The sequence below is a fragment of the Ancylobacter novellus DSM 506 genome (genome assembly GCF_000092925.1).
Classification (GTDB): Bacteria; Pseudomonadota; Alphaproteobacteria; order Rhizobiales; family Xanthobacteraceae; genus Ancylobacter; species Ancylobacter novellus.
In genome coordinates, this window is record NC_014217.1 from 2928354 (window position 1) to 2953957 (window position 25604).

At 70.4% G+C, this 25604-nt stretch carries 17 protein-coding genes and 1 pseudogene; 11 read left to right on the forward strand and 7 right to left on the reverse strand.

Annotation, left to right across the window (positions count from 1 at the left end; genetic code table 11):
• Positions 1 to 4: 4 nt before the first annotated feature.
• Positions 5 to 781, forward strand: a pseudogene (locus SNOV_RS13920) (transporter associated domain-containing protein); the annotation flags it as partial.
• 204 nt (positions 782 to 985) lie between these two features.
• On the opposite strand, the gene SNOV_RS13925 reads toward SNOV_RS13920, so the two are convergent.
• Positions 986 to 1279 (reverse strand): BolA family protein, encoded by a 294-nt coding sequence (locus SNOV_RS13925; protein WP_013167591.1) that lies wholly within the window; start codon positions 1277 to 1279, stop codon positions 986 to 988.
• Positions 1280 to 1389: 110 nt separating this feature from the next.
• Here SNOV_RS13925 and SNOV_RS13930 point away from each other — a divergent pair, with 110 nt between their 5' ends.
• The 3 genes from SNOV_RS13930 (at position 1390) to cobT (ending at position 5254) form a co-directional block, all read left to right on the forward strand.
• Positions 1390 to 2007: a J domain-containing protein gene (locus tag SNOV_RS13930; protein ID WP_013167592.1), complete on the forward strand. Its 618-nt coding sequence runs from the start codon at positions 1390 to 1392 to the stop codon at positions 2005 to 2007.
• Between the two features lie 51 nt (positions 2008 to 2058).
• Positions 2059 to 3042, forward strand: a complete 984-nt coding sequence (gene cobS / locus SNOV_RS13935; protein WP_013167593.1) for a cobaltochelatase subunit CobS — start codon at positions 2059 to 2061, stop codon at positions 3040 to 3042.
• Between the two features lie 232 nt (positions 3043 to 3274).
• Positions 3275 to 5254 carry a cobaltochelatase subunit CobT gene (gene cobT / locus SNOV_RS13940; protein WP_013167594.1) on the forward strand — a complete coding sequence of 660 codons (1980 nt, stop codon included), beginning with the start codon at positions 3275 to 3277 and terminating at the stop codon, positions 5252 to 5254.
• A gap of 439 nt (positions 5255 to 5693) precedes the next feature.
• Here the strand turns inward: cobT and SNOV_RS13945 are convergent, their stop codons facing one another.
• The 4 genes from SNOV_RS13945 to hemC all read right to left on the reverse strand — a co-directional run bounded on the left by SNOV_RS13945 (position 5694) and on the right by hemC (position 10510).
• Positions 5694 to 7274, reverse strand: a complete 1581-nt coding sequence (locus SNOV_RS13945) for a heme biosynthesis protein HemY (RefSeq protein WP_013167595.1) — start codon at positions 7272 to 7274, stop codon at positions 5694 to 5696.
• Positions 7271 to 8779 carry a COG4223 family protein gene (locus SNOV_RS13950; protein WP_013167596.1) on the reverse strand — a complete coding sequence of 503 codons (1509 nt, stop codon included), beginning with the start codon at positions 8777 to 8779 and terminating at the stop codon, positions 7271 to 7273. The genes SNOV_RS13945 and SNOV_RS13950 overlap by 4 nt, the downstream gene beginning before the upstream one ends.
• 97 nt (positions 8780 to 8876) lie before the next feature.
• Entirely contained in the window at positions 8877 to 9569 is a 693-nt protein-coding gene (locus SNOV_RS13955; protein ID WP_244412758.1) for a uroporphyrinogen-III synthase, read from the reverse strand.
• Between the two features lie 11 nt (positions 9570 to 9580).
• Positions 9581 to 10510 (reverse strand): hydroxymethylbilane synthase, encoded by a 930-nt coding sequence (gene hemC, locus SNOV_RS13960; protein ID WP_013167598.1) that lies wholly within the window; start codon positions 10508 to 10510, stop codon positions 9581 to 9583.
• A 63-nt stretch (positions 10511 to 10573) separates the two neighbouring features.
• Between hemC and tsaD the strand changes: the two genes are divergently transcribed.
• The 6 genes from tsaD (at position 10574) to acs (ending at position 17873) form a co-directional block, all read left to right on the forward strand.
• Positions 10574 to 11638 (forward strand): tRNA (adenosine(37)-N6)-threonylcarbamoyltransferase complex transferase subunit TsaD, encoded by a 1065-nt coding sequence (gene tsaD / locus SNOV_RS13965; RefSeq protein WP_013167599.1) that lies wholly within the window; start codon positions 10574 to 10576, stop codon positions 11636 to 11638.
• Positions 11638 to 12627: an NAD(P)H-dependent glycerol-3-phosphate dehydrogenase gene (locus tag SNOV_RS13970; RefSeq protein ID WP_013167600.1), complete on the forward strand. Its 990-nt coding sequence runs from the start codon at positions 11638 to 11640 to the stop codon at positions 12625 to 12627. Before tsaD ends, SNOV_RS13970 begins: the two co-directional genes overlap by 1 nt.
• Before the next feature lies 1 nt (position 12628).
• Positions 12629 to 13048, forward strand: a complete 420-nt coding sequence (locus tag SNOV_RS13975) for an EVE domain-containing protein (RefSeq protein ID WP_013167601.1) — start codon at positions 12629 to 12631, stop codon at positions 13046 to 13048.
• Between the two features lie 265 nt (positions 13049 to 13313).
• Positions 13314 to 14840 (forward strand): glycoside hydrolase family protein, encoded by a 1527-nt coding sequence (locus SNOV_RS23060; protein WP_013167602.1) that lies wholly within the window; start codon positions 13314 to 13316, stop codon positions 14838 to 14840.
• Between the two features lie 50 nt (positions 14841 to 14890).
• On the forward strand, positions 14891 to 15622 hold the full coding sequence (locus SNOV_RS13985; RefSeq protein ID WP_013167603.1) for a class I SAM-dependent methyltransferase: 732 nt from the start codon (positions 14891 to 14893) through the stop codon (positions 15620 to 15622).
• Positions 15623 to 15914: 292 nt separating this feature from the next.
• The gene (gene acs, locus SNOV_RS13990) at positions 15915 to 17873 is read left to right on the forward strand and encodes an acetate--CoA ligase (protein WP_013167604.1); all 1959 of its coding nucleotides are present in this window, start codon (positions 15915 to 15917) and stop codon (positions 17871 to 17873) included.
• A gap of 123 nt (positions 17874 to 17996) precedes the next feature.
• On the opposite strand, the gene SNOV_RS13995 is transcribed toward acs, so the two are convergent.
• Positions 17997 to 22853, reverse strand: a complete 4857-nt coding sequence (locus tag SNOV_RS13995) for an NAD-glutamate dehydrogenase (RefSeq protein WP_013167605.1) — start codon at positions 22851 to 22853, stop codon at positions 17997 to 17999.
• A gap of 246 nt (positions 22854 to 23099) precedes the next feature.
• On the opposite strand from SNOV_RS13995, the gene SNOV_RS14000 reads away from it, so the two are divergent.
• A complete protein-coding gene (locus SNOV_RS14000; protein WP_013167606.1) occupies positions 23100 to 23822 on the forward strand; it encodes an OmpW/AlkL family protein in 723 nt (240 codons plus the stop codon).
• A 157-nt stretch (positions 23823 to 23979) separates the two neighbouring features.
• On the opposite strand, the gene purH is transcribed toward SNOV_RS14000, so the two are convergent.
• The gene (gene purH / locus SNOV_RS14005; RefSeq protein WP_013167607.1) at positions 23980 to 25569 is read right to left on the reverse strand and encodes a bifunctional phosphoribosylaminoimidazolecarboxamide formyltransferase/IMP cyclohydrolase; all 1590 of its coding nucleotides are present in this window, start codon (positions 25567 to 25569) and stop codon (positions 23980 to 23982) included.
• Between the last annotated feature and the right edge of the window lie 35 nt (positions 25570 to 25604).

Here is a 25604-nt window from a genome sequence, read left to right on the forward strand (position 1 = left end):
GGAGCTCACGCCCAGGGACGAGATGCGCCAGGCGCTGGACGCGCTCCAGCGCGCCGCCGGCATCGCCCGCGACGACCTCGCCATGGTCGAGGGGCTCCTGAACCTGCGCGAGCTCGAAGTCTCCGACATCATGGTCCACCGCACCAAGATGGCGACGCTCGACGCCGGCGCCGCGCCGGCGGACCTGGTGCGGCAGGTGCTGGCCTCGCCGCATACCCGCCTGCCGCTGTGGCGCGACACGCCGGACAACATCGTCGGCGTGCTGCACGCCAAGGACCTGCTGCGCGAACTCCAGGCGCTCGGCGACGACATGGGCACGCTGGACGTCGACAAGATCGCCCGCCCGCCCTGGTTCGTGCCCGACGTCACCCTGCTGACCGACCAGCTCAAGGCGTTCCGCCGCCGCAAGCAGCATTTCGCCCTCGTCGTCGACGAGTATGGCGAGGTGATGGGTCTGGTGACGCTGGAGGACATCCTCGAGGAGATCGTCGGCGACATCTCCGACGAGCACGACCGCGCCTTCACCGGCGCCCGCCGCAACGTCGACGGCTCGGTGAGCGTCGAGGGCTCGGTGCCGATCCGCGACCTCAACCGCGCCATGGGTTGGGACCTGCCGGACGAGGAAGCGACCACCATCGCCGGCCTCGTCATCCACGAGGCGCGCATCATCCCGGAGCCCGGACAGGCCTTCCTGTTCCACGGCTTTCGCTTCCAGGTGATGCGCAAGCAGCGCAACCGCATCACCCTCCTGCGCATCGCCCCGCTGCGGCGGGCGGTGTGATCGATTGAACCGCCCTCATCCCCGGGCTTGACCCGGGGACCCAGACTTTCCACCCGCGCACGGCCTGGCCCCTGGGTGGCCGGGTCAAGCCCGGCCATGAGGGCGGATTTGGGTTTCCGGCCGGACACGAGACGGCGGTGCCATCGCTTCGCGCTCTGGAATTCGCGCCGTCCGCCCCCATATTGGGGAGGCTTCCCCGGACGGTTACTCCCCCGGCGCCTTGGCCTCGATGGCGAGCGCGTGCAGCCCGCGTGCGATCTCGCCCGCGAGCAGCCCATTCACCACGCGGTGGCGGGCGATGCGGCTCTGTCCCCGGAAGGCTTCCGCCACGATGCGCACGCGCAGATGCGTGAGCTCACCCGCACGGTACCCGCCATGACCCTCATGCCGATGGCTTTCGTCCTCCAGCTCCAGCACGGTGGGGGAGAGCTCGGCCAGCGCGGCACGCACGCGGGAAAGCGCCTGTGCCACGGCATCGTCGGAAATGTTCGCGTTCATGACCGATGCGGTACGCGCGCCTCAGACCGGCGTCAATATCGTCCAATCGCACCGTGACGGTGCGGCGGTTTCTTGTATACCTGTCCCGGCATCAGCATAATCGGCCGACCATGAAGCTCGACTCCCCGATATTCGACCGCATCCGCGTCAAGCCGGACCGCGATCGCCGCGTCAAGGCGGAAGGCCCCGCCTGCGAATGGCAGGGGTGCGTCAACTGCGCGACCCATCGCGCGCCCAAGGGGCGGCAGGCGGAAGGGCAGTTCTGGCGCTTCTGCTTCGACCATGTGCGCGAGTACAACCAGTCCTACAATTACTTCTCCGGCATGGGCGACGACGCCGTCGCGGCCTACCAGAAGGACGCGCTCACCGGCCACCGGCCGACCTGGAAGATGGGTTCGCGCGGCGGTGGCCACGCCGCCGCCGAGAATGCCCGCCATTCGACGGACGGCTTCGCCGACCCGTTCGGCATGTTCGGCGAGGTGGGCGGTCGCGCCCGCCCCGAGCCGGAGCCGAGCCGCGAGAGCCGGATGATCCGCAATGCGGAGCGCCGCGCCTTCGAATCCCTCGGCGTGGAGGTGTCCTCGACGCCGGAGGAGATCAAGGCCCGCTTCAAGGTCCTGGTGAAGAAGTACCACCCGGACGCGAATGGCGGCGACATTTCGACCGAGGACCGTCTCCGCGACGTCATCCAGGCCTATAATCACCTAAAGAGCGCGGGCTTCTGCTAGAGCCCGCGTGACAGACCAGCCCGCGTCGGTTTGCGCGGCAACGGAGGAAGAATGACTGCCCCCACGCAAGCGCCCGCTCTGCCGGACATGAAGGTCTCCGTCCGTCAGGTGTTCGGCATCGACGTCGATCTGGATGTGCCGGCCTATGCCGAGCCGGACGAGTATGTGCCGGAGGTCGATCCGGACTACCTGTTCGACCGCCCGACCACGCTCGCCATCCTGGCCGGCTTCGCCCATAACCGCCGCGTGATGGTCACCGGCTATCACGGCACCGGCAAGTCGAGCCATATCGAGCAGGTCGCGGCCCGCCTCAACTGGCCCTGCGTGCGCGTCAACCTCGACAGCCACATCAGCCGTATCGACCTGATCGGCAAGGACGCCATCGTCGTGAAGGACGGGCTGCAGGTCACCGAGTTCCGCGACGGCATCCTGCCCTGGGCCTACCAGAACAACGTCGCGCTGGTGTTCGACGAGTACGACGCTGGCCGCCCGGACGTGATGTTCGTCATCCAGCGCGTGCTGGAGTCCTCCGGCCGCCTGACGCTGCTCGACCAGAACCGCGTCATCCGCCCGCACGGCGCCTTCCGCCTGTTCTCGACGGCCAACACCATCGGCCTCGGCGACACCACCGGCCTCTATCACGGCACGCAGCAGATCAACCAGGCGCAGATGGACCGCTGGTCCATCGTCACCACGCTGAACTATCTGGCGCACGACAAGGAAGTGGACATCGTCCTCTCCAAGGCCAAGCAGATGCAGACGCCGGAAGGCCGCGACAGCGTCGCCCGCATGGTGCGTCTCGCCGACCTCACCCGGCAGGCCTTCATCAATGGCGACCTGTCGACCGTCATGAGCCCGCGCACGGTGATCACCTGGGCCGAGAATGCCGAGATCTTCCAGGACCTCGCCTTCTCGTTCCGCGTGACCTTCCTCAACAAGTGCGATGAGCTGGAGCGCCCGCTGGTGGCCGAGTTCTACCAGCGCTGCTTCGGCAAGGAGCTGACCGAGTCGGCCGTCAACGTCGTCCTGTCGTAAGGCAGGACGTACGGCCCCCGGGAGCCTGCCCCACGGATCGGCCTCATCCTGAGGTGCGAGCGCAGCGAGCCTCGAAGGATGCTCGCTCACGTGGACCCGGACGAACATCCTTCGAGGCCCGGCCTGCGGCCGGGCACCTCAGGATGAGGTCGATCGGGACACAAGGCAGGCTTCAGGGACCGGCACCTCCCTTTCCCCGTCGGGGAGAGGCGATCGAACCAACGAGCAACCGATGTCCACCACCTCGAACCGCCCCAACCGCACCCCGCCGAAGGAAGCCCCGACCGAGCCGCTCAAGCGCGCCGTCACCGGCTGCCTGCGCGCCATCGCGGGAAATCGCGAGATCGAGGTGAGCTTCGGCTCGGAGAAGCCGGGCTATGCCGACGGGCGCGCCCGCCTGCCCGAGCCCTCGCGCCGCATGTCGAAGCAGGACGCGGCGATCATGCGCGGCCACGCCGATTCCATGGCGCTGCGCATGGCCTGCCACGACCCCAAGGTGCACCAGCGCCTCTCCCCCATCGGCCAGCAGGCGCGCGCCGCCTTCGAGGCGGCCGAGCAGACCCGCTGCGAGTCGCTCGGCGCGCTGCGCATGGACGGCGTGGCGCTCAACCTCTCGGCCATGCTGGAGGACCGCTACCAGAGGGCCAATTTCGCCAATCTCTCCGACCGCTCGGACGCCCCGATCGAGCACGCGCTCTCGCTCATCCTGCGCGAGCGCATGACCGGCATGGCCCCGCCCGCCGCGGCGCGCGAGATGGTCAATCTCTGGCGCGGCTTCATCGAGGAGCACGGCGCGAGCGCGCTCGACGAGCTCGCCCATTCCACCGACGACCAGACCCGCTTCGCCGAGGCGATGCGCGACCTCCTGTCCTCGCTCGGCATGGGCGAGGACATCGCCCCCTTCGACGAGAACAACGACCCCTCCACCGAGGCCGACGACACGCGCGACGACGATTCCGGCAAGGGCGCGGATTCGGAGGAGGACGAGAACAGCGAGGGCCAGACCGAGGTCGACACCGACCTTTCCTCCGACCAGAACCCGGAGGAATCCGAGGATCAGCAGGAGCAGCCCAACTCCGAGCTTTCCGACGACGCGGAGCTGGGCGAATCCGACGATTCCTCCGAGCCCTGGCAGCCGCAGAACGCGGTGCCGGCCGAGCCGCGCCCGCCGGAGTATCACCCCTTCACCCCGCGCTTCGACGAGACGGTGAACGCCGACGAATTGTGCGACCCCGAGGAGCTGGCGCGGCTGCGCGCCTATCTCGACAAGCAGCTCGTGCATCTGTCCGGCATCGTCGCCCGCCTCGCCAACCGGCTTCAGCGCAAGCTGATGGCGCAGCAGAACCGCGGCTGGGAGTTCGACCTCGAAGAGGGCCTGCTCGATCCCGCCCGACTGCACCGCGTCATCATCGATCCGATGCAGGCGCTGTCCTTCAAGCGCGAGCGCGACACCGACTTCCGCGACACGGTGGTGACGCTGCTGCTCGACAATTCCGGCTCCATGCGCGGGCGCCCGATCACCGTCGCGGCCGCCTGCGCGGACATCCTCGCGCGCACGCTCGAGCGCTGCGGCGTGAAGGTCGAGATCCTCGGCTTCACCACCAAGGCGTGGAAGGGCGGGCAGGCGCGCGAGGCCTGGCTCTCCGCCGGCAAACCCGGCTCGCCCGGCCGCCTGAACGATCTGCGCCATATCATCTACAAGTCCGCCGACGCCCCCTGGCGCCGCGCCCGGCGCAATCTCGGCCTGATGATGCGCGAGGGGCTGCTCAAGGAGAACATCGACGGCGAGGCGCTGGAATGGGCGCATAACCGCCTGCTGGCGCGCAACGAGTCGCGCCGCATCCTGATGATGATCTCCGACGGCGCGCCGGTGGACGATTCCACCCTGTCGGTGAACCCCGGCAATTATCTGGAGCGGCATTTGCGCTGGATCATCCAGCAGATCGAGGACAAGTCCCCGGTCGAGCTCATCGCCATCGGCATCGGCCATGACGTGACGCGCTACTACAAGCGCGCCGTCACCATCGTCGACGCCGAGGAGCTGGGCGGCGCCATGACCGAGAAGCTGGCCGAGCTGTTCGACGAGCGCGAGCGGGCGCCGCGCAAGGGCGCGCCGATCCTTGCCCCGGCCGGTCGTTCCGCTCCCGCGGCAAGGCCCGCCCCCGCCGGCCGCGCCGCCGCGACCCCGCTGTCGACCCGCCGGGTGCATTGAGGGTCGGTCAGAAAACCGTCATGGCCGGGCTTGGCCCGGCCATCCACGCCTTCCAAGGATCGACCCGGCAGACCATCCTTCGAGGCTCGCTGCGCTCGCACCTCAGGATGAGGTCGTTCTTCCTGCCCGAACGAACAACCATCCTCATGCTGAGGTGCCGGCCGACAGGCCGGCCTCGAAGCACGCAGGCGCCCTCCGCCGCGCCCGCCCCTTGAATTCCCGCCGGCAGCCCCCAAATAGGTGTCATCCCAGCCAGAACAGGGCTTCCGGCATGTTGGCGCCTCGTCAGCGCCTCGCCGGTTGGATCGCGGTCAGGACGGATGTACTCCGGCCGCGCTCGTACCCTCCGGCCGCTTGACGGGCGGCCGGCTTCTGGCGGGAGTCTCCTCCCAAGAGACTGGACAAGCGCGCCGAAAGGCGCGCTTTTTCTTTGCGCGCCTCAGACCGCGAAGGGCGGACGGGTGCGGCCCGCCGGCTCGTCCGGGAACGGGTCGGGGCCGGGATCATCCGGCAGATGCGGCATGGCGACCACCGGCGACGGCTTGGGCGCCGGCCTGATCGCCTCAGGCTTGGCCGGCTCCTTCACCTCCGCCTCGGGGGCGAGGCTCGGCGCCGGCTCCTCGGGGGTGAGGTCGACCACCGGCGGCTCCGGTTCAGCTTCCGCCGCCGGCCGCGCCTCGATGGCAGCGGCGATCGCCGCCTTCACCCGCTCGGCCTCGTTCTCCAGCATCGGCGTGGTGGCGACGCCCGGCGGCAGCTTCCACTCGAAGGCGTCGAGCTTGCCGGTCACCGGCGAGACCGGCGCCCAGCGCTCGGCGACGACGCCGTCCGCCACCCAGGCCGGATCGCGCGCGGCGCGCACGGCGCGGGCGGTCCATTCGCGGGCCTTGCCGACATCGCCATGCTCGGCCGCTTCCAGCTCCGCCATCAACAGGCACGCGCGCTGCGTCGGCTCGCCCAGCAGCGGGCCCAGCGCCGTGCGGGCGACGTCGAATTCCTGCGCGTCGATGGCGGCGCGCGCCAGCACCATGGCGCTCTCGGGATGGGAGGGCATGCGCGCGGTCAGCGTGCGGATGCGCTTCAGCCGCTCCTGCGAGGAATCGCCCGGGCGCAGATGCAGGAAGGCGTCGGCGAGGTCGGGATGCGGCGTCGCCGCATAGGCGGCCTCGATGATCTTCGCCGCCTTGCGGGTGTCGCCGGAAGCACCGAGCAGCCGCCCGGCCACCTCGGCCGCCGGCACCAGCGTCGGTGCGAGGCGCGTCGCCTCCACCGCCTTCTCGCGCGCGGTCGAGGGATCGGAAAGTTCGAGCGCCTGCGCCTGCGCCGCCAGCAGCACGGCGCGGCGGCGGCGATGGGCGGCGCGCTCCAGCCCGCCATGGGCGGCCTCGCGCTCCAGCGTCGCCAGCGCGCCGGCGAAATCGCCATTGAGGCAGCGCGCCTCGATCACCGCATCCGCCGCCCAGGCGAGGCCCGGCTCGACGCGCGCGGCTTCCTCGGCGGAGAGCAGCGCCGCGGCCGCATCGCCGCGCCGGCGCGCCTCGACATGCAGGCCGCGCAGGCCGAGCAGCCGCGTCGACGGCGTCTCGCTCATGGCGCGGAAGGCCGCCTCGGCGCCGTCGCGGTCGCCGGCGAGCTGCGCCGCCTGCGCGGCGAGCAGCCGCGTCAGCGGCTCATGGCCGAGCAGGCGCTCGGCATCGTTGGCCGCGCGGCGGGCGCCCAGCGCGTCGCCGGAACCGACCGCCACCAGCCCGCGCGTCACCGCCGCCCAGCCGCGATTGCGCCGGCGCGAGCGCCAGGAAAAGGCGATGAGCTCCGGCGAACGGAAGATCAGCCGCAGCAGCGTCCAGAGCAGGATCGTCGCCGCCAGCAGCGCCAGCAGCGCGCTCGCCGCGACGAGGATGCTGGTCTCGATCTGCCAGCCCTGCCAGTCGATGGCGATGGATCCCGGCCGATCGGCGAGCCAGGCGACGCCGAAGGCGATGAGCGCGAGGACGAGCAGATAGACGACGAGCCGGATCACTGGGCTCCTCCCGCGAGGCTGGCGAGGACATGTTGGTTGAGGCCGGCGATGGCGTCGAGCGCCGCCTGCCGCGCCTCCAGCGTCTGCGCGACCGGCTGCACCTTGGCGCGGTCGGCCTCGGGCAGCGTGGCGAGCGCCTCGCGCGCGGCGGCGAAGTCGCCGCGCTCCAGCGCCGCCTGCGCCTCACTGACGCCGGGCGGCGTGCCCGTGGCATCGAGGCGACGGACGGTGACGAGGCCCTGCGCCCCGCGCAGCAGCCGGTCGAGCACGCCCTCGTCGGTCGGCACGCCGGCCTGGGCCGGCGGCGGAGGCGGCGCGACCGCACGCTTCAGCTCAGCGGCAAGCTGCGGCCCAGTGGGGAAGCCTTCAGTGGCCACCGGCTCCAGCGCGGCGAGCGGCGCGGCTTCCGCGCCGAGCAGCGCCCGCGCGGCCTTCAATTCGGTGGTGAACGGCTTCGCGCCCAGCACCGCCTCGCGCAGCGCCGAGAGCGCGACGAGCTGGGCGGCGCCCTGCCCGCTCGCCTGCTGCGCGCTGGCGACGGTGGCGAGCTTCTGCTCCAAAGCGGAGATGCGCCCCGTCGCGGCGGCGAGATCGTCCGGCGAGACCGAAGGCGCCGGCGCCGGCAGCGCCGCGACCTTGCTCTCCAGCGCGCCGATCCGCGCATTGGCGGCGGCGACGTCGTCCGGCGTGGCGGCGGGCGCGGGCGCCGGCAGCGAGCTCAGCTTGTCCTCCACGGCACCGACGCGGCTGCCGAGCGCGGCGACGGCCTCGGCCGAGGCCGCCGGCGGCGCGGATGCGTCGGCGGCGGGCGCGGCGGGCGCCGGCTGGGTGTCGACCTTCTTGCCCAGCGCGTCGAGCCCGCTCTCCAGCGCGTCGAGCCGCGCCGCGAGCTCGGCCGGGGCGGTGTCGAGGCCGGGCGTCGGCTGGCCGCCGGCGGCTTCCAGCGTCTCCACCCGCTGGCGCAGGTCGAGCGCGCGCGCCTCCAGTTCGGTGATGGCGTCGGCATTCTCCTCGGCGCTGGTGAAGGCGCCGACGACGGCGAAGGCCACGGCCGCGCCGAGCACGCCGGAGACCAGCGCCACGGCGAGCCCGCCGATGAGGCCGAGCTGCCGCGCGGGCCGCTTGCCCGCCGGCGGCACAGGGCCGGCCTCGGGCGCCTGCGAGGGCCGCGCCGGCTCGACCGGCGGTGGGTCGTCGGGGCCGCCGGCAGCGGCCGTCACGGGCGCCTCGGCGTCGAGCACCGGCACCTCGCCGGGCGTGGTGGGGGTGGAGGTGGAGAAGGTGGTGGCGGTCTTGGCCGGCTCGGCAGCGGCTTCGGCGGGGGCCAGCGGCTCGGTGGTCGCCGCCTCGTCGGAGACGGGCGTGACCTCCTCCGGCTTCTCGGCCTTGGCCTCGGCCGGCGTCAAATCCCTGGCGGAAAGGTCGAGGGTCGGCGGCGGGCGCCGCGAAGGCTTGCCCGCACCGCTCTTGTCGGTCGCGCCGCTTTTCGGATCGTCTTTCGCCACGTCCCTACCTCTACCCTGATAAAGCGCCGGACCGGCGCTTGTTCCCCGGGATAACCGCGTGGAGTCCACGCCGCAACCTCGGGAGAGCCCCCATGATTTACCGCCCGAGCAGCGCGAACAAGCCGTCCTCGGTCGGCTCTGCGGCGATGCGGGTCGGCCAGCCGGCGGCCGCCAATGGCGCCGCCACATTGGCCGAGAAGCACAGATGCGTGATGTGGCGGAAATGCGCCGCGGCGCCCGCCGCCTGCGCCAGCGCGGCCAGCGTCGCGGCGGTGCGCGGGGAGAAATGGAAGGCCGCGTCGATCCGCCTCGCCTGCGCGGCGTCGAGCGTCGCGGGGGAGAGCGTGGCGGCCGGCACGGCGCGGTAGATGACGAAGAGTTCGGCGGCGATGCCCGCCGGCGCCAGTTCCCGCGAGAGCTCCACCGCCCGCTCCTCGCCGGCGACATGCAGCACCCGCGCGCCGCGCGGCAGCTTCTCGCGCAGCAGTTCGACCAGCGCCGCCCCGTCGCCGCCGGCGACATGGACCGGGGAGAAGCCGGAAGGCGCCGCCGCGGCCGTGCGCTTGCCCACCGCATAGAGCGGCAGACCCGTCAGCCTCGCCAGTTCCTCACGCGCGGCGAGCGCCCGCGCGCCGTTCACGCTGGTCAGCGCCACCGCGTCGAACGGCCCTTCCGGCAGACGGGCGTCGGGAATGGCCTCCACGCTCAGCAGCGGATCGAGGATCGCCTCGTGCCCCGCGGCACGCAGCCGCTCGGCCGTCGCTTCGGCATCCGGCCGCGGGCGTGTCACCAGTACCCGCATCAGTGCGGCAGCAGGTCGGCCGGTACCATGGCGCGCATCTCCTGCCCGGCGGCGAGGCCGAGCTCCAGCGCGCGGTTGGCCGGCCCGTAGCGCACGATCTCGTAATAGCGGCTGCCGTCGGGCGAGAGCACCACGCCGCGGAAGCGGATTTCCTCGCCCTGCACTTCCGCCAGCCCGCCGATGGGGGTGCGGCAGGAGCCGTCGAGCTCGCCGAGATAGGCCCGCTCGACCCTGAGCGCGAGGCCGGTCGCCGGGCAGGTCACGGGCACCAGCAGCGCGTCCACGGCGATGTCGCCGAAGCGCGATTCGATGGCGACCGCCCCCTGCCCCACCGCGGGCAGGAAATCCGCCACGTCGAGCAGCGCGCTCGCCTTGTCCGCCATGCCGAGCCGGGTCAGCCCGGCCAGCGCCAGCAGCGTGCCGTCGAATTCGCCGCTCTCCACCTTGGAAAGCCGCGTGTGGACATTGCCGCGCAGCAGCGACACCTGAAGGTCGGGCCGCAGCCGGCGCAGCTGCGCCTCGCGCCTGAGCGAGGCGGTGCCGACCTTGGCGCCGGGCTTGAGATCGGCGAGCGAGGAGCCCTCGCGCAGGATCAGCGCGTCGCGGACATCCGCGCGGGGAAGATAGCCGACGAGATGCAGCCCGTCCGGCAGCTTCGTCGCCATGTCCTTGGCCGAATGCACGGCGAGGTCGATGCGCCGGTCGAGCAGCGCCTCCTCGAGCTCCTTGGTGAAAAGCCCCTTGCCGCCCGCCTCCGACAGCGCGCGGTCGGTGATGGCGTCGCCGGTGGTGCGGATCACTTGCACCTCCACGGCCTCGGGCGCCCAGCCATGCGCCTTCACCAGCGCGTCGCGCACCGCATGCGCCTGCCACAACGCCAGCGGGCTGCCGCGCGTGCCGAGCCGGAGTCTGGGAAGCGATTGCGTCATGCCGTCCTGCGATGCTAGCGGTTCGAGACAGGGTTCAGAACAACGTCCGGCGGCCATAAGTCAATGCGTGATCTTCTCCTGCTCGGCATCGAGACCACCTGCGACGAGACCGCCGCCGCGGTGGTGCGCCGCCGCCCGGACGGTTCGGGAACCATACTCTCCAATGTCGTGCGCACGCAGACCGAGGACCATGCCGAGTTCGGCGGCGTGGTGCCGGAGATCGCCGCCCGCGCCCATGTCGAGGTGCTGGACGGGGTGATCGAGCGGGCGCTGCGCGCCGCCGGTGTCGGCCTGTCGGAGCTCGACGGCATCGCCGCCGCCGCCGGGCCGGGGCTGATCGGCGGCGTCATCGTCGGGCTCACCACCGCCAAGGCGCTGGCGCTCGCCGCCCGCAAGCCGCTGGTCGCGGTGAATCATCTCGAAGCCCACGCGCTCACCGCCCGGCTCACCGACAAGGTGCCCTTCCCCTTCCTTTTGCTGCTGGTCTCGGGCGGGCACACCCAGCTCGTCGCCGTCACCGGCATCGGCGAATACGAGAAGCTCGGCGGCACCATCGACGACGCCATCGGCGAGGCCTTCGACAAGACCGCCAAGATGCTCGGCCTGCCCTATCCCGGCGGCCCGGCGGTGGAGCGCGCAGCGCTGAAGGGCGACGCCTCGCGCTTCGCCCTGCCCCGCCCGCTGCACGGCAAGCCGACGCCGGACTTCTCGCTCTCCGGCCTGAAGACCGCGGTGCGGCTGGAGGCGCTGAAGATCGCCCCGCTCTCCGAGGAAGACATCAACGATCTGTGCGCCTCCTTCCAGGCCGCCATCGTCGACATCCTCGCCGACCGCGTGCGCTGCGCCCTGCGGGTGATGCGCGAGCGCGGGGTGAAGCCGCACGCCCTCGTGCTCGCCGGCGGCGTCGGCGCCAACCAGGCGGTGCGCCGCGTGCTGCACAAGGTGGCGGCCGATGGCGGCACCCGCCTTGCCGTGCCGCCGCCGGAGCTGTGCACCGACAATGGCGCCATGATCGCCTGGGCGGGGGCCGAGCGCATGGCGCGCGGCCTCACCGACGGGCTCGACACCTCGCCCCGCGCCCGCTGGCCGCTGGCCGAGGTCGAAGGCGCGCCGGAGACCACCCGCTGATGCCGGCACGCTTCGCCACCATCGGCGTCGCCGGCGCCGGCGCCTGGGGCACGGCGCTGGCCAATGCCGCCGCCCGCGCCGGGCGCTCCGTCGTGCTGTGGGGCCGCGATCCGCAGGCCATCCAGGCGATGCGCCGCAGCCGCGCCAACGAGGCGCATCTGCCCGGCGTCGAGCTCGCCGCCGCCGTCGCCCCCACCGCCGATCTCGCCGACCTCGGCGATTGCGACGCGGTGCTGCTGGTGGTGCCGGCGCAGGCGAGCCGGGAGGTCGCGGGCGCGCTGACGCACCATCTGCGGGAAGGCACGCCGCTCGTCACCTGCGCCAAGGGCATCGAGCGCGGCACCGAACTGTTCATGACGCAGGTGCTGGCGCAGGCCTGCCCGCACGCCGTGCCGGCGATCCTCTCCGGCCCCAGCTTCGCCGCGGATGTGGCCGCCGGCCTGCCGACCGCGGTGACGCTCGCCGCCCGCGACGCCGGCCTCGCCGAGGCTCTCGCGGCCGCGCTGGGCTCCTCCTCCTTCCGGCTCTATCACAGCGACGACGTGCGCGGCGTCGAGATCGGCGGCGCCGCCAAGAACGTGCTCGCCATCGCCGCCGGCATCGTCGGCGGGCGCAGGCTCGGCGCATCGGCCGGCGCGGCGCTGGTGGCGCGCGGCTTCGCCGAGCTGATGCGCTTCGGCAAGGCGTTCGGCGCCCGCGCGGAGACCCTCACAGGTCTTTCCGGCCTCGGCGACCTCATCCTCACCTGCTCCACCCCCCAGTCGCGCAACTATTCGCTCGGGCTCAGCCTCGGGCGCGGCGAGGGCCTGCACCCCTCCGGCCAATTGGCGGAAGGCGCGCTCACCGCCGGCGTGCTGGTGGCGATGGCCGGGGAGCGCGGCATCGACATGCCGATCGCCGCCGCCGTCGAGGCGGTGCTGGCCGGGCGCAGCGATATCGAACAGGCGATCGGGTCGCTGCTGGCCCGTCCCCAGAAAGCGGAAGCGTGAGATGGCCCACTGGCTCTACAAGTCCGAACCGTTCAAATGGTCCTGGGACAACCAGGTCGCCGCCGGGGCCAAGGGCACGCATTGGGACGGCGTGCGCAACCATGCCGCCAAGCTGAACCTGCTGGCGATGAAGAAGGGCGACCGCGGCTTCTTCTACCATTCCAACGAGGGCAAGGAGATCGTCGGCATCGTCGAGGTGATCAAGGAGGCCTATCCCGATCCCTCCGATCCGACGGGCAGGTTCTTCATGGTCGACATCAAGGCGGTCGAGCCGCTGAAGCAGCCGGTCTCGCTCGCCGCCGTCAAGGAAGAGCCGCGCCTCGCCGAGATGGCGCTGATCAAGTTCTCCCGCCTCTCCGTGCAGCCGGTGACCGACGCCGAATGGGCCATCGTGCTGGAGATGGCCGGCACCACGGCGTGAGGTGACGGCCCGCGCCGCCTTCGCCGATCGTCCGCGCAACGTGTATATTGTGTAATAGGCTGGCGGCCCCCAAGTCTAAAACTCAGTTGAAGTCTAAATCTCAATTGAAACTTGCCGAAGACTGAGGGATGATCCCGCGTCGTCGCGACATCAGCATGCCTCTACATTTTCGTTCGCCTGCTCTGCCTTTCGTCAGTGAACGTCGCATGTGGACTTGAGGGCGCGTCCGCGAAATGCCGGCGCGCGTCTTGTGCGGGGGCGCATCGTGGACATTTCTTCGAATTGCCTCGACCTGATCCGGGAATTCGAGGGCCTCAGACTCAAGGCCTATATCGATCCCGTCGGCATCCCGACCATCGGCTACGGCACCATACGCTATCCCAACGGCACCACGGTGCAGATGGGCGACAGCATCTCCGAGGCGGAGGCGGAAGCCTTCCTGTGCTTCGAATGCGAGGAAATCGGCCGCAAGCTGCGCGAGGTGCTCGATCAGGTCGCGCTGAGCCAGAACCAGTACGACGCGATCGTCTCGTTCTGCTTCAATCTGGGCGTCGGCGCCTTCGCCGGCAGCACGCTCCTGCAGAAGCTGCGGTTGGGCGACGTGCCCGCTGCCGCCGCCGAGTTCCCGCGCTGGAACAAGGGCACGGTCGACGGCGTCAAGCAGGAGCTGCCGGGGCTCACCCGCCGCCGCGCCAGAGAACGCAGCCTGTTCGAGGCCGGCGGGCATGGCGGCACCCCGCTCCAGCCCTCGCCGCCCTCGCCGCAGGAGCAGGTGGTCCGCGTGGCCGGCTACCGCGAAGGTGCGGCCAACATCATCGTCGGCTTCGGCGCGGACGGCGCCGCGCGCGACATCGTCGAGCTGGCCGATGCCCATCCCGAGACGCTGATCGCGGCGCTGCAAAGCTATCCGAAGCTCCATGCCTTCGAATTCGCCGCGCCGGGCGAGACCGTTCCCGCCGGGGAGCGGACGCGCTTCTCCGGCCTCGCCCTGCCGCTGCCTCGGACGAAGGGCGCGCCCAAGCTCGACCGCCCCCTGCTGCTCGTCGGCATGGAGGACGACGAGGAGAACCCGGGCAAGGACATCGCCGAGATGCAGGCCCGGCTGGTCGAGCTCGGCTATTACCGGGGGCCGGTCGACGGCATCTTCAACCCGGCGACGGATGCCGCCGTCCGCGAGTTCCAGACGGAGTTCTTCGGCTGGAGCGAAGCGGACGGGCGGGTCGGGCCGAAGACCTGGAAGAAGCTCTGGGGCGACGCGCCGCCCAAGCCCGAGGAGGCGATCCCGCCGCTGCAGGGCTCGGCCGGCAAGACCTATCTGCTGCTGACCCGGACCGACCGCCGCGACCGCTATGGCTGCATGGTGATGAACCTCACCTATGTCCGCCACGGCACCGCCGTCGGCGTGCTGGAGGTCTGCTCCGGCCAGTCGCGCAAGCAGATCTTCCGGCCCGGGCCGCACAGCCCGGCCGGCTCGATGGAGCCGCTGCCGGAAGGCAAGTGGAGCATCGGCAACATCGAATGGGCCGAAGGCAAGGACAACTATAGCGGCCGCATCTACAATAACGGGCTAGGCCCGGCCAAGATCAGGATGGAATATCTCGATCCCGGCCAGACGCCGCGCTCGGCCATCGAGATCCATATCGACTGGAACCGCCCGACCGCGCCGGGCACGGCGGGATGCATCGGCATCCAGAATATCTCCGACTTCAGGACGCTGGTGACGTGGCTGCGCGAGACCGACCCGAAGGAGCTGTTCGTCGATTGGGGGCTGGGCACCTGCCCGCACCCCTGACAGAGTGGCCGCCCGGCGGGAGCTTCCGCCTCCCGCCGACGGACCGCTTCATGCCCTGCTCTTCGCCCGCGAGCCCGAGCGCCGACCCCGCCGCCTTCATCCGCGCCGAGACGCGGCGCCTCCCTGTCCCGCTGGTGCCCGAGATCGTGCTGCACCTCGCCGAGGAATCGCTGCCGATCTGGCAGCGCACCGAGGAGGAACTGGGTGCGGTCGGCCTGCCGCCGCCCTTCTGGGCCTTCGCCTGGGCAGGCGGGCAGGCGCTCGCCCGCCATGTGCTGGACCATCCCGAGATCGTGCGGGGGAAGCGCGTGCTCGACTTCGCCTCGGGCTCGGGGCTGGTGGCCATCGCCGCGCTCAAGGCCGGGGCGGCGTCGGTCGAGGCGGCCGAGATCGATCCCTTCGCCCAGGTGGCCATCGCGCTCAACGTCGCGGCGCAAGTCACTTCGGACGTCGCCACCGATGACACCGCGGATGCCACCGCTTCCGCGCCGGATGTCACCTTTTTCGCCACCATCCTCGCCACCGACATCATAGGCAAAGATGCAATGTGGGACGTCGTGCTCGCCGGCGACATCGCCTATGAGCGCGACCTCAGCCAGCGCGTCTTCGCCTGGCTGGAGGCGCTCGCCGCCCGCGGCGCGCAGGTGTGGATCGGCGATCCCGGCCGCTCCTACCTGCCGCGCGAGAAGCTCGAGAAGGTCGCGGAATACGGCGTGCCGGTCTCGCGCGAACTGGAGGACGCCGAGATCAAGCGCACGGCAGTCTGGCGGCCGCGCGCATGACCAGCTGCCTTTTCCGATCAACCTCATCCTGAGGTGCCCGGCCCAAGGCCGGGCCTCGAAGGATGCTCGTCCGGGCGCGCTGTAACCAGCATCCTTCGAGGCTCGCTAACGCTCGCACCTCAGGATGAGGACGCATTGCGGATCAGACCCTTGAAGTCGGCGGGCAACCCTCCGGGCAACTACATACCGACCAAAGTCGCGCGCTGGCGTCCTTGTCGCGCCGGGGCCACGTCCGCATAATCCGCCCGAACCAGAGAGGCGCAACAGCGCCTGCCGCAGGGGAAGAAACGCCATGTCCGACAAGATCTACGACGTTCCCGCAGAATGGGCCAAGCGCGCTTTCCTGAACGAGCATGCCTATCGCGCGAAGTACGAAGCCTCCGTGCGTGATACGGAAGGTTTCTGGGCCGAGGAAGGCAAGCGCATCGAGTGGTTCGAGCCCTATACCATTGTCAAGAACACCTCCTACGACCCCGGCCACGTCTCGATCAAATGGTTCGAGGACGGCGTGACCAACGTCGCCTGGAACTGCATCGACCGCCATCTGCCGCGCCTCGCCGACCAGACCGCCATCATCTGGGAAGGCGACGACCCCTCGCAGTCCAGGCACATCACCTATCAGGAGCTGCATGACGAGGTCTGCCGCTTCGCCAACGTGCTGCGCAACCGCAATGTGGAGAAGGGCGACCGCGTCACGATCTACATGCCGATGATCCCCGAGGCGGCCTATGCGATGCTGGCCTGCGCGCGGCTCGGCGCCATCCACTCCGTTGTTTTCGGCGGGTTTTCTCCCGACAGCTTGGCCGGGCGCATTCGCGACTGCGGCTCCAAGGTGATCATCACCGCCGACGAGGGCCTGCGCGGCGGCCGCAAGGTGCCGCTCAAGGCCAATGTCGACGCCGCCATCGCCAAGGTGAGCGATGTCGAGATCGACCACGTCATCGTGGTCAAGCGCACGGGCGGCGAGGTCGACATGAAGCCCGGCCGCGACGTCTGGTACCATCAGGCCGCCGACCTCGTGACCAGCGAGTGCCCGGCCGTGCCGATGAACGCGGAGGACCCGCTGTTCATCCTCTACACCTCGGGCTCGACCGGCCTGCCCAAGGGCGTGCTGCACACGACGGGCGGCTATCTCGTCTACGCCTCGATGACGCACCAATACGTGTTCGACTACCATGACGGCGACGTCTACTGGTGCACCGCCGACATCGGCTGGGTGACCGGGCACAGCTACATCGTCTACGGCCCGCTCGCCAACGGCGCGACCACGCTGATGTTCGAGGGCGTGCCGAACTACCCGTCCAACTCCCGCTTCTGGGAGGTGATCGACAAGCACAAGGTCAACATCTTCTACACCGCCCCGACCGCCATCCGCGCGCTGATGCAGGCGGGCGACGAGCCGGTGAAGAAGACGTCCCGCGCGTCGCTCCGCCTGCTCGGCTCGGTCGGCGAGCCGATCAATCCGGAGGCGTGGGAGTGGTATCACCGCGTGGTCGGCGAGGACCGCTGCCCCATCGTCGACACCTGGTGGCAGACCGAGACCGGCGGCATCCTGATCACCCCGCTGCCCGGCGCCACCCGGCTGAAGCCCGGCTCGGCGACGCAGCCCTTCTTCGGCGTGATCCCGCAGGTGGTGGACGCCGAGGGCCGGGTGCTGGAGGGCGCCTGCGAGGGCAACCTCGTCATCGCGGACTCGTGGCCCGGGCAAATGCGCACAGTCTATGGCGACCATGAGCGCTTCATGCAGACCTACTTTGCCACCTACCCCGGCAAATATTTCACCGGCGACGGCTGCCGCCGCGACTCGGACGGCTATTATTGGATCACCGGCCGCGTCGACGACGTGATCAACGTCTCTGGCCACCGCATGGGCACGGCCGAGGTGGAGAGCGCCCTCGTCGCCCATCCGAAGGTGTCGGAAGCGGCGGTGGTCGGCTATCCGCACGACATCAAGGGCCAGGGCATCTACGCCTATGTGACGCTGATGGCTGGCGCCGAGCCGACTGAGGAATTGCGCAAGGAGTTGGTCGCCTGGGTACGCCGGGAGATCGGCCCGATCGCCTCGCCCGACCTCATCCAGTTCGCCCCCAGCCTGCCGAAGACGCGCTCGGGCAAGATCATGCGCCGCATCCTGCGCAAGATCGCCGAGGACGAGTTCGGCAATCTCGGCGACACCTCCACGCTCGCTGACCCCACCGTGGTGCAGGACCTGATCTCGCAGCGGCAGAACAAGAAGCACGCGGCGGCGTGAAGCCGGCCGGATACGGCGTCATCCGGCCGAAGCGTAGCGAGAGCCGGGATCGCTCTCCATTCCGATGACGATCCCGGATCGGCCTTCGGCCGTCCGGGATGACGCCAATCAGCAAGAGCCGCACTACCCCCGCACCAGATCGCCGATCAGGCTCGCCGCCACCGACAGCTTCGAAACGCTAAGCCCGGAGGCGGCGATCTCGTGCACGCCGGTGCGTGCGCGCTCGACCACCTCGCCGCGCGCCGCGGCCCAGGCGGTGACGCCATCGACCCCCGGCCCGTGCGCCTCGATCACCTCGGCGGTGAGGCGCCGCACCGCGATCTCGAAGGCGGTGAGCGCCCGCTCCAGCGCGAGACGGTCGTAATAATCCGTCACCGACAGCGTGCGCGCCGCGCCGAAGATGCGGTCAAGCCGGAACAAGAGGCCGACCGCGAAGAAGGTCACGGCGACGTCGCTGATCGACGCCTTCGTCCGGTCGGCGATCAGCACGATGTCAGTGGCGTTCTCGACCGCCGGCAGCCGGGCAATGCGGCGCGCCAGCCCCTCCGGCACGCCGGCCTGGGTCCATTGCGCCACGCGCGCATCATGCAGCCCGCGCGTCTCCTCCGGCAGCAATTCGCGCACCGGCCCGGAGAGCACCGTCTCCACCGGGGCGATACCCGCAGCATAGTGCGCGACCAGTTCGTCGAGACTGGAAAGCAGGTCGACATTGCGCAGGAACCACACGGAGCGGTCGAGCAGCATGTCCTGCACGACGCCGTAGAGGTCGAGCTGCACCGAGCCCGGCACCACGCCATCGAGCGCATCGATCTCCTCGTTCAGCCCGTTCAGGCCGAAGCCGTCGCGCACGGCGGCGAAGGCCTTGGCGATGGCGCCCACCGTGGCGCCGGTCTCGTCAGCGAGGCGAGCGACAAAGGTCGGCCCGCCATGGTTGATCATGGCGTTGGACAGCCGCGTGGCGATGATGTCGCGCCGCAGGCGATGCTGCTCGATCCCCTCCGGGAAGCGCTCGCGCAGCTCCGGCGGGAAATAGGCGGCGAGCTCGCGGGCGAGATAGGGATCGTCCGGCACGTCGGTATCGAGCAGGTCGGAATGGGCAGTGAGCTTGGCATAGGCGAGCAGCACCGCGAGCTCCGGCCGCGTCAGCGCCTCGCCGCGGCCGCGCCGCTCATTGAGCTCGGCGTCGGAGGGCAGGAACTCCACCGCCCGGTCGAGCAGGTCGCGCGCCTCCAGCCGCTGCATCAGCCGCTGCAGGAAACCGGCCTCGTCGAGGCTGCGCCGCTCGGCGAGCGAAAGCGCCAGCGTCTGCAGGTAGTTGTTGCCCAGCACGAGCTCGGCGACCTCGTCGGTCATGCTCGCCAGCAGCTCGGCGCGGCGCTCGGCGTCGAGCTGCCCCTCGCGCACCGCCGGCCCGAGGGCGATCTTGATGTTCACCTCGACGTCGGAGGTGTTCACGCCGGCCGAGTTGTCGATGGCGTCGGTGTTGAGCCGCACGCCCCGCCGCGCAGCCTCGATGCGTCCGCGCTGGGTGACGCCGAGATTGGCCCCCTCGCCGATTGCCTTGGCGCGCACCTCGGCGCCGGCGATACGGATCGCGTCGTTGGCGCGGTCGCCGACCTGCGCGTCGGTCTCGTTCAATGCGCGGACATAGGTGCCGATGCCGCCGAACCAGAGCAGGTCGACGGGCGCGCGCAGGATCGCGCTGATCACCTCGGCGGGCGAGGCCGAGCTCTTGTCGAAGCCGAGCACCTCGCGGATCGCCGGGCTGAGCGCGATGCTCTTGGCCGTGCGCGGGAACACGCCGCCGCCCGCCGAGATCAGCGACTTGTCGTAGTCCTGCCAAGAGGAACGCGGCAGGGCGAACAGCCGCTGGCGCTCCGCGAGCGAGAGGAGCGGGTCGGGGTTCGGATCGAGGAAGATATCGCGGTGGTCGAAGGCGGCCACCAGCTTGATGGTGTTCTCCAGCATCATGCCGTTGCCGAACACGTCGCCCGACATGTCTCCGACGCCGACCACGGTGAAGGGCGTCACGCGGATGTCGACATCCATCTCGCGGAAATGCCGGCGCACTGCCTCCCAGGCGCCGCGCGCGGTGATGCCCATCGCCTTGTGGTCGTAGCCGACCGAGCCTCCTGACGCGAAGGCGTCGCCGAGCCAGAAGCCGCGCGCCTGCGACAGCGCATTGGCGGTGTCGGAGAAGGTCGCCGTGCCCTTGTCGGCGGCGACGACGAGATAGGGGTCGTCCTCGTCATGGCGCACGGTCTGCGGTGGGGGCACGATGGCGCCGCCGTCAATGTTGTCGGTGACGTCGAGCAGGCTGGAGATGAACAGCTTGTAGGCCTCCACGCCCTCGGCCTGGATCGCCTCGCGCGGACCGGTGGGAAGCTGCGCCGGCACGAAGCCGCCCTTGGCGCCGACCGGCACGATGACCGCGTTCTTCACCTGCTGCGCCTTGACGAGCCCCAGCACCTCGGTGCGGAAGTCCTGCGGCCGGTCGGACCAGCGCAGGCCGCCGCGCGCCACCCGGCCGAAGCGCAGATGGATGCCTTCCACGCGCGGGGAATGCACGAAGATCTCGAACAGCGGGCGCGGCAGCGGCAGCCCTTCTACCTTGTGGCTGAGGAACTTGATGGCGATGGTCGGACGGAAGCCGCCATCCTCGCCACGCTGGTGGAAATTGGTGCGCACCGCCGCCTCGATGAGGTTGGCGAAGCGGCGCAGGATGCGGTCCTCGTCGAGGCTCTGCACCTCGGCGAGCGCCGCCTCGATCTCCTCGCGGATCGCCGCCTGCCGCTCCTCCCGCTGCTCGGGCTGCTCCACGTCGAAGCGGGCATGGAACAGCGCCACCAGCCGGTCGACGATGGCGGGATGCGCGTTGAGCGTCGCCCAGAGATAGTCCTGGCTGAACGGCACGCCGATCTGCCGCAGATAGCGCGCCAGCGTGCGCAGCAGCGCGATGTCGCGCCAGCCGAGCCGCGCATTCAGCGCCAGCGCGTTGAAGCCGTCGTTCTCCGCCGTCCCGCGCAGCACCGCCATCAGCGTCGAGTGCAGGCGCCCTTCCAGCACGTCGAGTGCGATCTCGCCGCCGCCGCGCCGGCCGAGCACCATGTCGTGGACATAGACCGGCGGCGTGCCCTCGGGCCGAACGGTGAAGGTGCGCTCGTCCACCACGACGAAGCCCATAGCCTCCAGCATCGGCACCCGCTCGGAGAGCAGGCGCGGCACCTCGTAGCTCAGCACCTTCAGTGCGACGCGCTCGCGTCCCGGCACGGACGGCGCGCGGGCGAAGTCGGCGGCGACGGAGTGCTGGGCGCTCAGCCGCTCGATCAGCCTGAGGTCGGCCAGCGCCTCCTCGGGCGTGTAGCTGCTCTGGTAGCCGACGGGAAAGGCCTCACTGTAGCGCCTCGCCAGCGCGGTCGCCTGCGCCGGCGGGAAGACGAGGCCGAGCGCCGCGGCGAAGGCGTCGCCCCAGGTGCGGATGATGCCGGCGACGGCATCTTCCAGTTCGATGCGGCCGACCTCGCGCACCGGTGCGCCAGTCTGCTCGACGATGAAATGCACGCGGGTCAGCGGCCCTTCCACGAAGAGCGGCCGGAACGCCGCCACCTGCCCGCCGAAGCTCGCCTCCAGCAGCCGGCCGATGCGCTCGCGTACCTCCGAGCCGTAGCGGTCGCGCGGCACGAAGACCAGCACCGAGACGAAGCGCTCGAAGCGCTCGCGCCAGGCGAGCACGCGCACGCGCGGGTGCTCGTCGAGCTGGAGGATCGCCATGGAGAACTGGAACAGCGTCGCCGGGTCGATCTGGAACAGGTCATCGCGCGGGAACAGCTCCAGCACCTTCACCAGCGCGCGGCCGGAATGGCTCTCCGGCACGAAGCCGGCGCGGACCAGCACGCCGGCCACCTTCTGCCGCACCAGCGGGATGGCGCGGACCGATTCGGCATAGGCGGTGTTGGTGAACAGGCCGGCGACGCACAGCCCGCCGACGACGCGCCCCTCGGCGTCGTAGCGCTTGACTACCACCACATCGATCCAGGCCCGCCGGTGCACATAGGAGACGGTGCGCGACTTGACGACGATGAGCGGCGTCTCCTCCGCGAGCACCTCGCTGAGATCCATGCTGACCGCGCGCGGATCGCTGGCGCGGCGGAACAGGCGGAACTCCTCATCCGCCAGCACGCCGAGCGCGTCCTCCATGCGGCGGTCGAAGGCGAGCCGGCCGCCGGCGCCTTCGCGCGCGTCGTAATTGCGGCTGCCAAGGAAAGTGAAATTGCCGTCCAGCAGCCATTCGAGCAGAGCGACCGCCTCCTCGACCTCCTCGGCCGGCACCTTGGCGGGTGCGTTGGCGAGGTCCGCCAGGGCGCCCTGGACCTGCTCCATCATCGGCTTCCAGTCCGCCACCGCCCGGCGCACCTGGCCGAGTACGACGCCGATCTCCTCGGCCAGCGCGGCGCGCTGCGCCTCGTCCTCGATGCGCGGGATGTGGATCTGGATCAGGCTCTCCCGGCGAGCGCGCGCCCCCACCGGCATGTCGGCGGGCGTCAGCCCGTCCAGCGCGCCGGCCGCGTCGCGCTCGACGCCGAAGATCGGATGCACGACGAAGGAGGCGGTCAGTCCGCGCGCGTTCAGCGCCGCCATCACCGAATCAAGCAGGAAGGGCATGTCGTCGTTGACGATCTCGATCAGCGTGACCTTGCCGAGCCGCTCGCCCTCGCCGTCCGGCAGGCGCGGCAGTTCGACACGGATGTCGGGCGCCCCCGGCCGACGCGCGGCGAGATGCCCATAGGCGCCGAGCGCCAGGCTGGCCAGTTCGTGCGCCGTATAGAGCCGCACATCCTCCGCCACCGCCCGGCCGAACAGCCGGCTGGCGAACTGCCCCGGCACGCTGTCGTCGGTCGCCTGCAGGATCAGGTCGGCCTGCTCGACCAGTTGCCGTGCCGCGCGTTCGTCCTCGGTGGAGAGAAACCCTTCCACGCCCATGATCGTCCTCCCGCTTGCCCGCCCGATTTCTTGCGCCGCCGCTCATGGCGGCCGGTTGGGGTCTTTTCTGCATCCTCTACCTTGCCGGCGGATGACAGCCCAGCATCATGTGGCAATACGGTTACACAAGGGCGCGCGCGAATCCCGCCTTTGACCTGGATCAAGCGCCGCCTTCCCCTTCCGCCGCAGGTTGCGGTGCAGCAACCGGACGATGATCCGAGCTGGGGCAATAAGGGGATTTCCACGATGTCGACGGACCGCGCCGGTCTTTCCAACAACCAAGCCGCTTCTGTGAAGCTTCTCGCGCCCGTGGCGGCGCTGCTCGCGCTGGCGGCCTCGCCGGTCGCGCTCTCGCCGGCCATGGCGGCCGACGTCGCCACACCGGTCTACAAGGCGCCGGTGGTCGAGGTGCCGAGCCCGTGGCAGATCCGCGTGCGCGCGCTGGGCGTGATCACCGACGACGAAGGCTATGTGAGCCAGATACCGGGCTCCGGCCTCAGCTACTCGGATTCGATCGTCCCCGAGCTCGACATCACCTACTACTTCACCGAGAACTTCGCCGCCGAGCTCATCCTCGGCGTCACGCCGCACGACATCGACGGCTCCGGCACCATTTCGAGCCTCAACAAGATCGGCGACGTCTGGGCGCTGCCGCCGACCCTGACCCTGCAGTACCACTTCACCAATTTCGGCGCCTTCAAGCCCTATATCGGCGCCGGCATCAACTACACCTTCTTCTTCGACCAGAACGCTTCCGCCGCGGATTCGCTCGACGTGAAGGACACCTTCGGCTGGGCGCTGCAGGCCGGCTTCGACTACATGTTCGACCAGCACTGGGGCATCAACGTCGACGTCAAGAAGCTCTTCCTGGAGCCGGACTTCGACGCCGTGGTCGGCGGCACGCCGGTCAGCGGCACCGCCAAGCTCAGCCCGTGGCTGGTCGGCGTGGGCGTGACCTACCGGTTCTGAGCGGCTTCCATCTGAACGACGTCATGGCCGGGCTTGTCCCGGCCATCCACGTCTTGGGCTCGTGACGCCGGCGGCAAAGGCGTGGATCCCCGGGCCAAGCCTAGGGATGACGGCGCAATGAGACTTATCGTGCGATCACGGGATGACGGCGCGATGCCTAGTGCCGGAAGTGCCGCACGCCGGTGAATACCATGGCGAGGCCGGCCTCGTCGGCGGCGGCGATCACCTCGTTGTCGCGCATCGAGCCGCCCGGCTGGATCACCGCGGTCGCCCCCGCCTCGACAGCCACCAGCAGCCCGTCGGCGAAGGGGAAGAAGGCGTCGGACGCGACCACCGAGCCCTTGGTCAGCGGCGCGGCCAGACCCGCGGCAACGGCCGCCTCGCGCGCCTTGGCGGCGGCGATGCGAGCCGAATCGACCCGGCTCATCTGCCCCGCGCCGATGCCGACCGTCACGAGGTCCTTGGCATAGACGATGGCGTTCGACTTCACATGCTTGGCGACGCGGAAGGCGAAGGCCATGTCCGCCAGCTCGGCATTGGTCGGGGCGCGCTTGGTGACGACCTTCAGCTCCATGTCGTCGACCACCGCGTTGTCGCGCGACTGCACGAGGAAACCGCCCGCCAGCGACTTGAAGGCGAGGCCGCCCGCCCGCGGATCGGGCAGTTCGCCGGTCACCAGCAGCCGCAGGTTCTTCTTCGCCCCGACAATGGCGACCGCCTCCTCGGTGGCGCCGGGCGCCACGATCACCTCGGTGAAGATCTCGACGATGGCACGCGCCGCCTCGGCGTCGAGCGTGCGGTTCAGCGCCACGATGCCGCCGAAGGCCGAGGTCGGGTCGCAGGCCAGCGCCTTGCGGTAGGCTTCCTCGAGATTCACCCCCTCGGCGACGCCGCAGGGATTTGCGTGCTTGACGATCACCACTGCCGCGGTGCGGGTGGGATCGAACTCGGCCACCGCCTCGAAGGCAGCGTCGGTGTCGTTGAGGTTGTTGTAGGAGAGCGCCTTGCCCTGAAGCTGGCGCGCCGTCGCGACGCCGGCACGTGCCGAGCTCCCGAGATAGAAGGCGGCGTCCTGGTGCGGGTTCTCGCCATAGCGCAGCGCCTCGGCGAGCGTGCCGCCGAAGACGCGGGTATCGGGGGCGAAGGTGCCCTCGACGCTGGCGAACCAGCTGGCGATGGCGGCGTCATAGGTGGCGGTGCGGGCGAAGGCGAGCTGCGCCAGCTTGCGCCGGGTCGCCAGCGTCGTGCCGCCCTGCGCGGCGAACTCCGCCAGCACGAGGTCGTAGCTCGCCGGGTCGACAACGACCGCGACATCGGCATGGTTCTTCGCCGCCGCGCGGATCATCGCCGGGCCGCCGACATCGATGTTCTCGACGCAGTCCTCGTAGCTCGCGCCGCGCGCGACGGTGGCCTCGAAGGGATAGAGGTTCACCACCACGAGGTCGATCGGGGCGATACCGTGCTCGGACATCGAAGCGCGGTGGCCGGCATCGTCGCGCACCGCGAGGATGCCGCCATGCACGCGCGGATGCAGCGTCTTCACCCGCCCGTCCATCATCTCCGGGAAACCGGTGAGGTCGGCGACGTCCATGACCTTCAGCCCGGCATCGGCGAGCGCCTTGCGGGTGCCGCCGGTGGAGATCAGTTCCACCCCCTGCGCCGCCAGCCGCTCGGCGAAGGCCACGAGGCCGGTCTTGTCGGAGACCGAGAGCAAAGCGCGGGCGATGGGGCGGACATCAGCGGGCATGGGGAGGCCAGTTCGTTGGAGCGGAAACAGGTGAG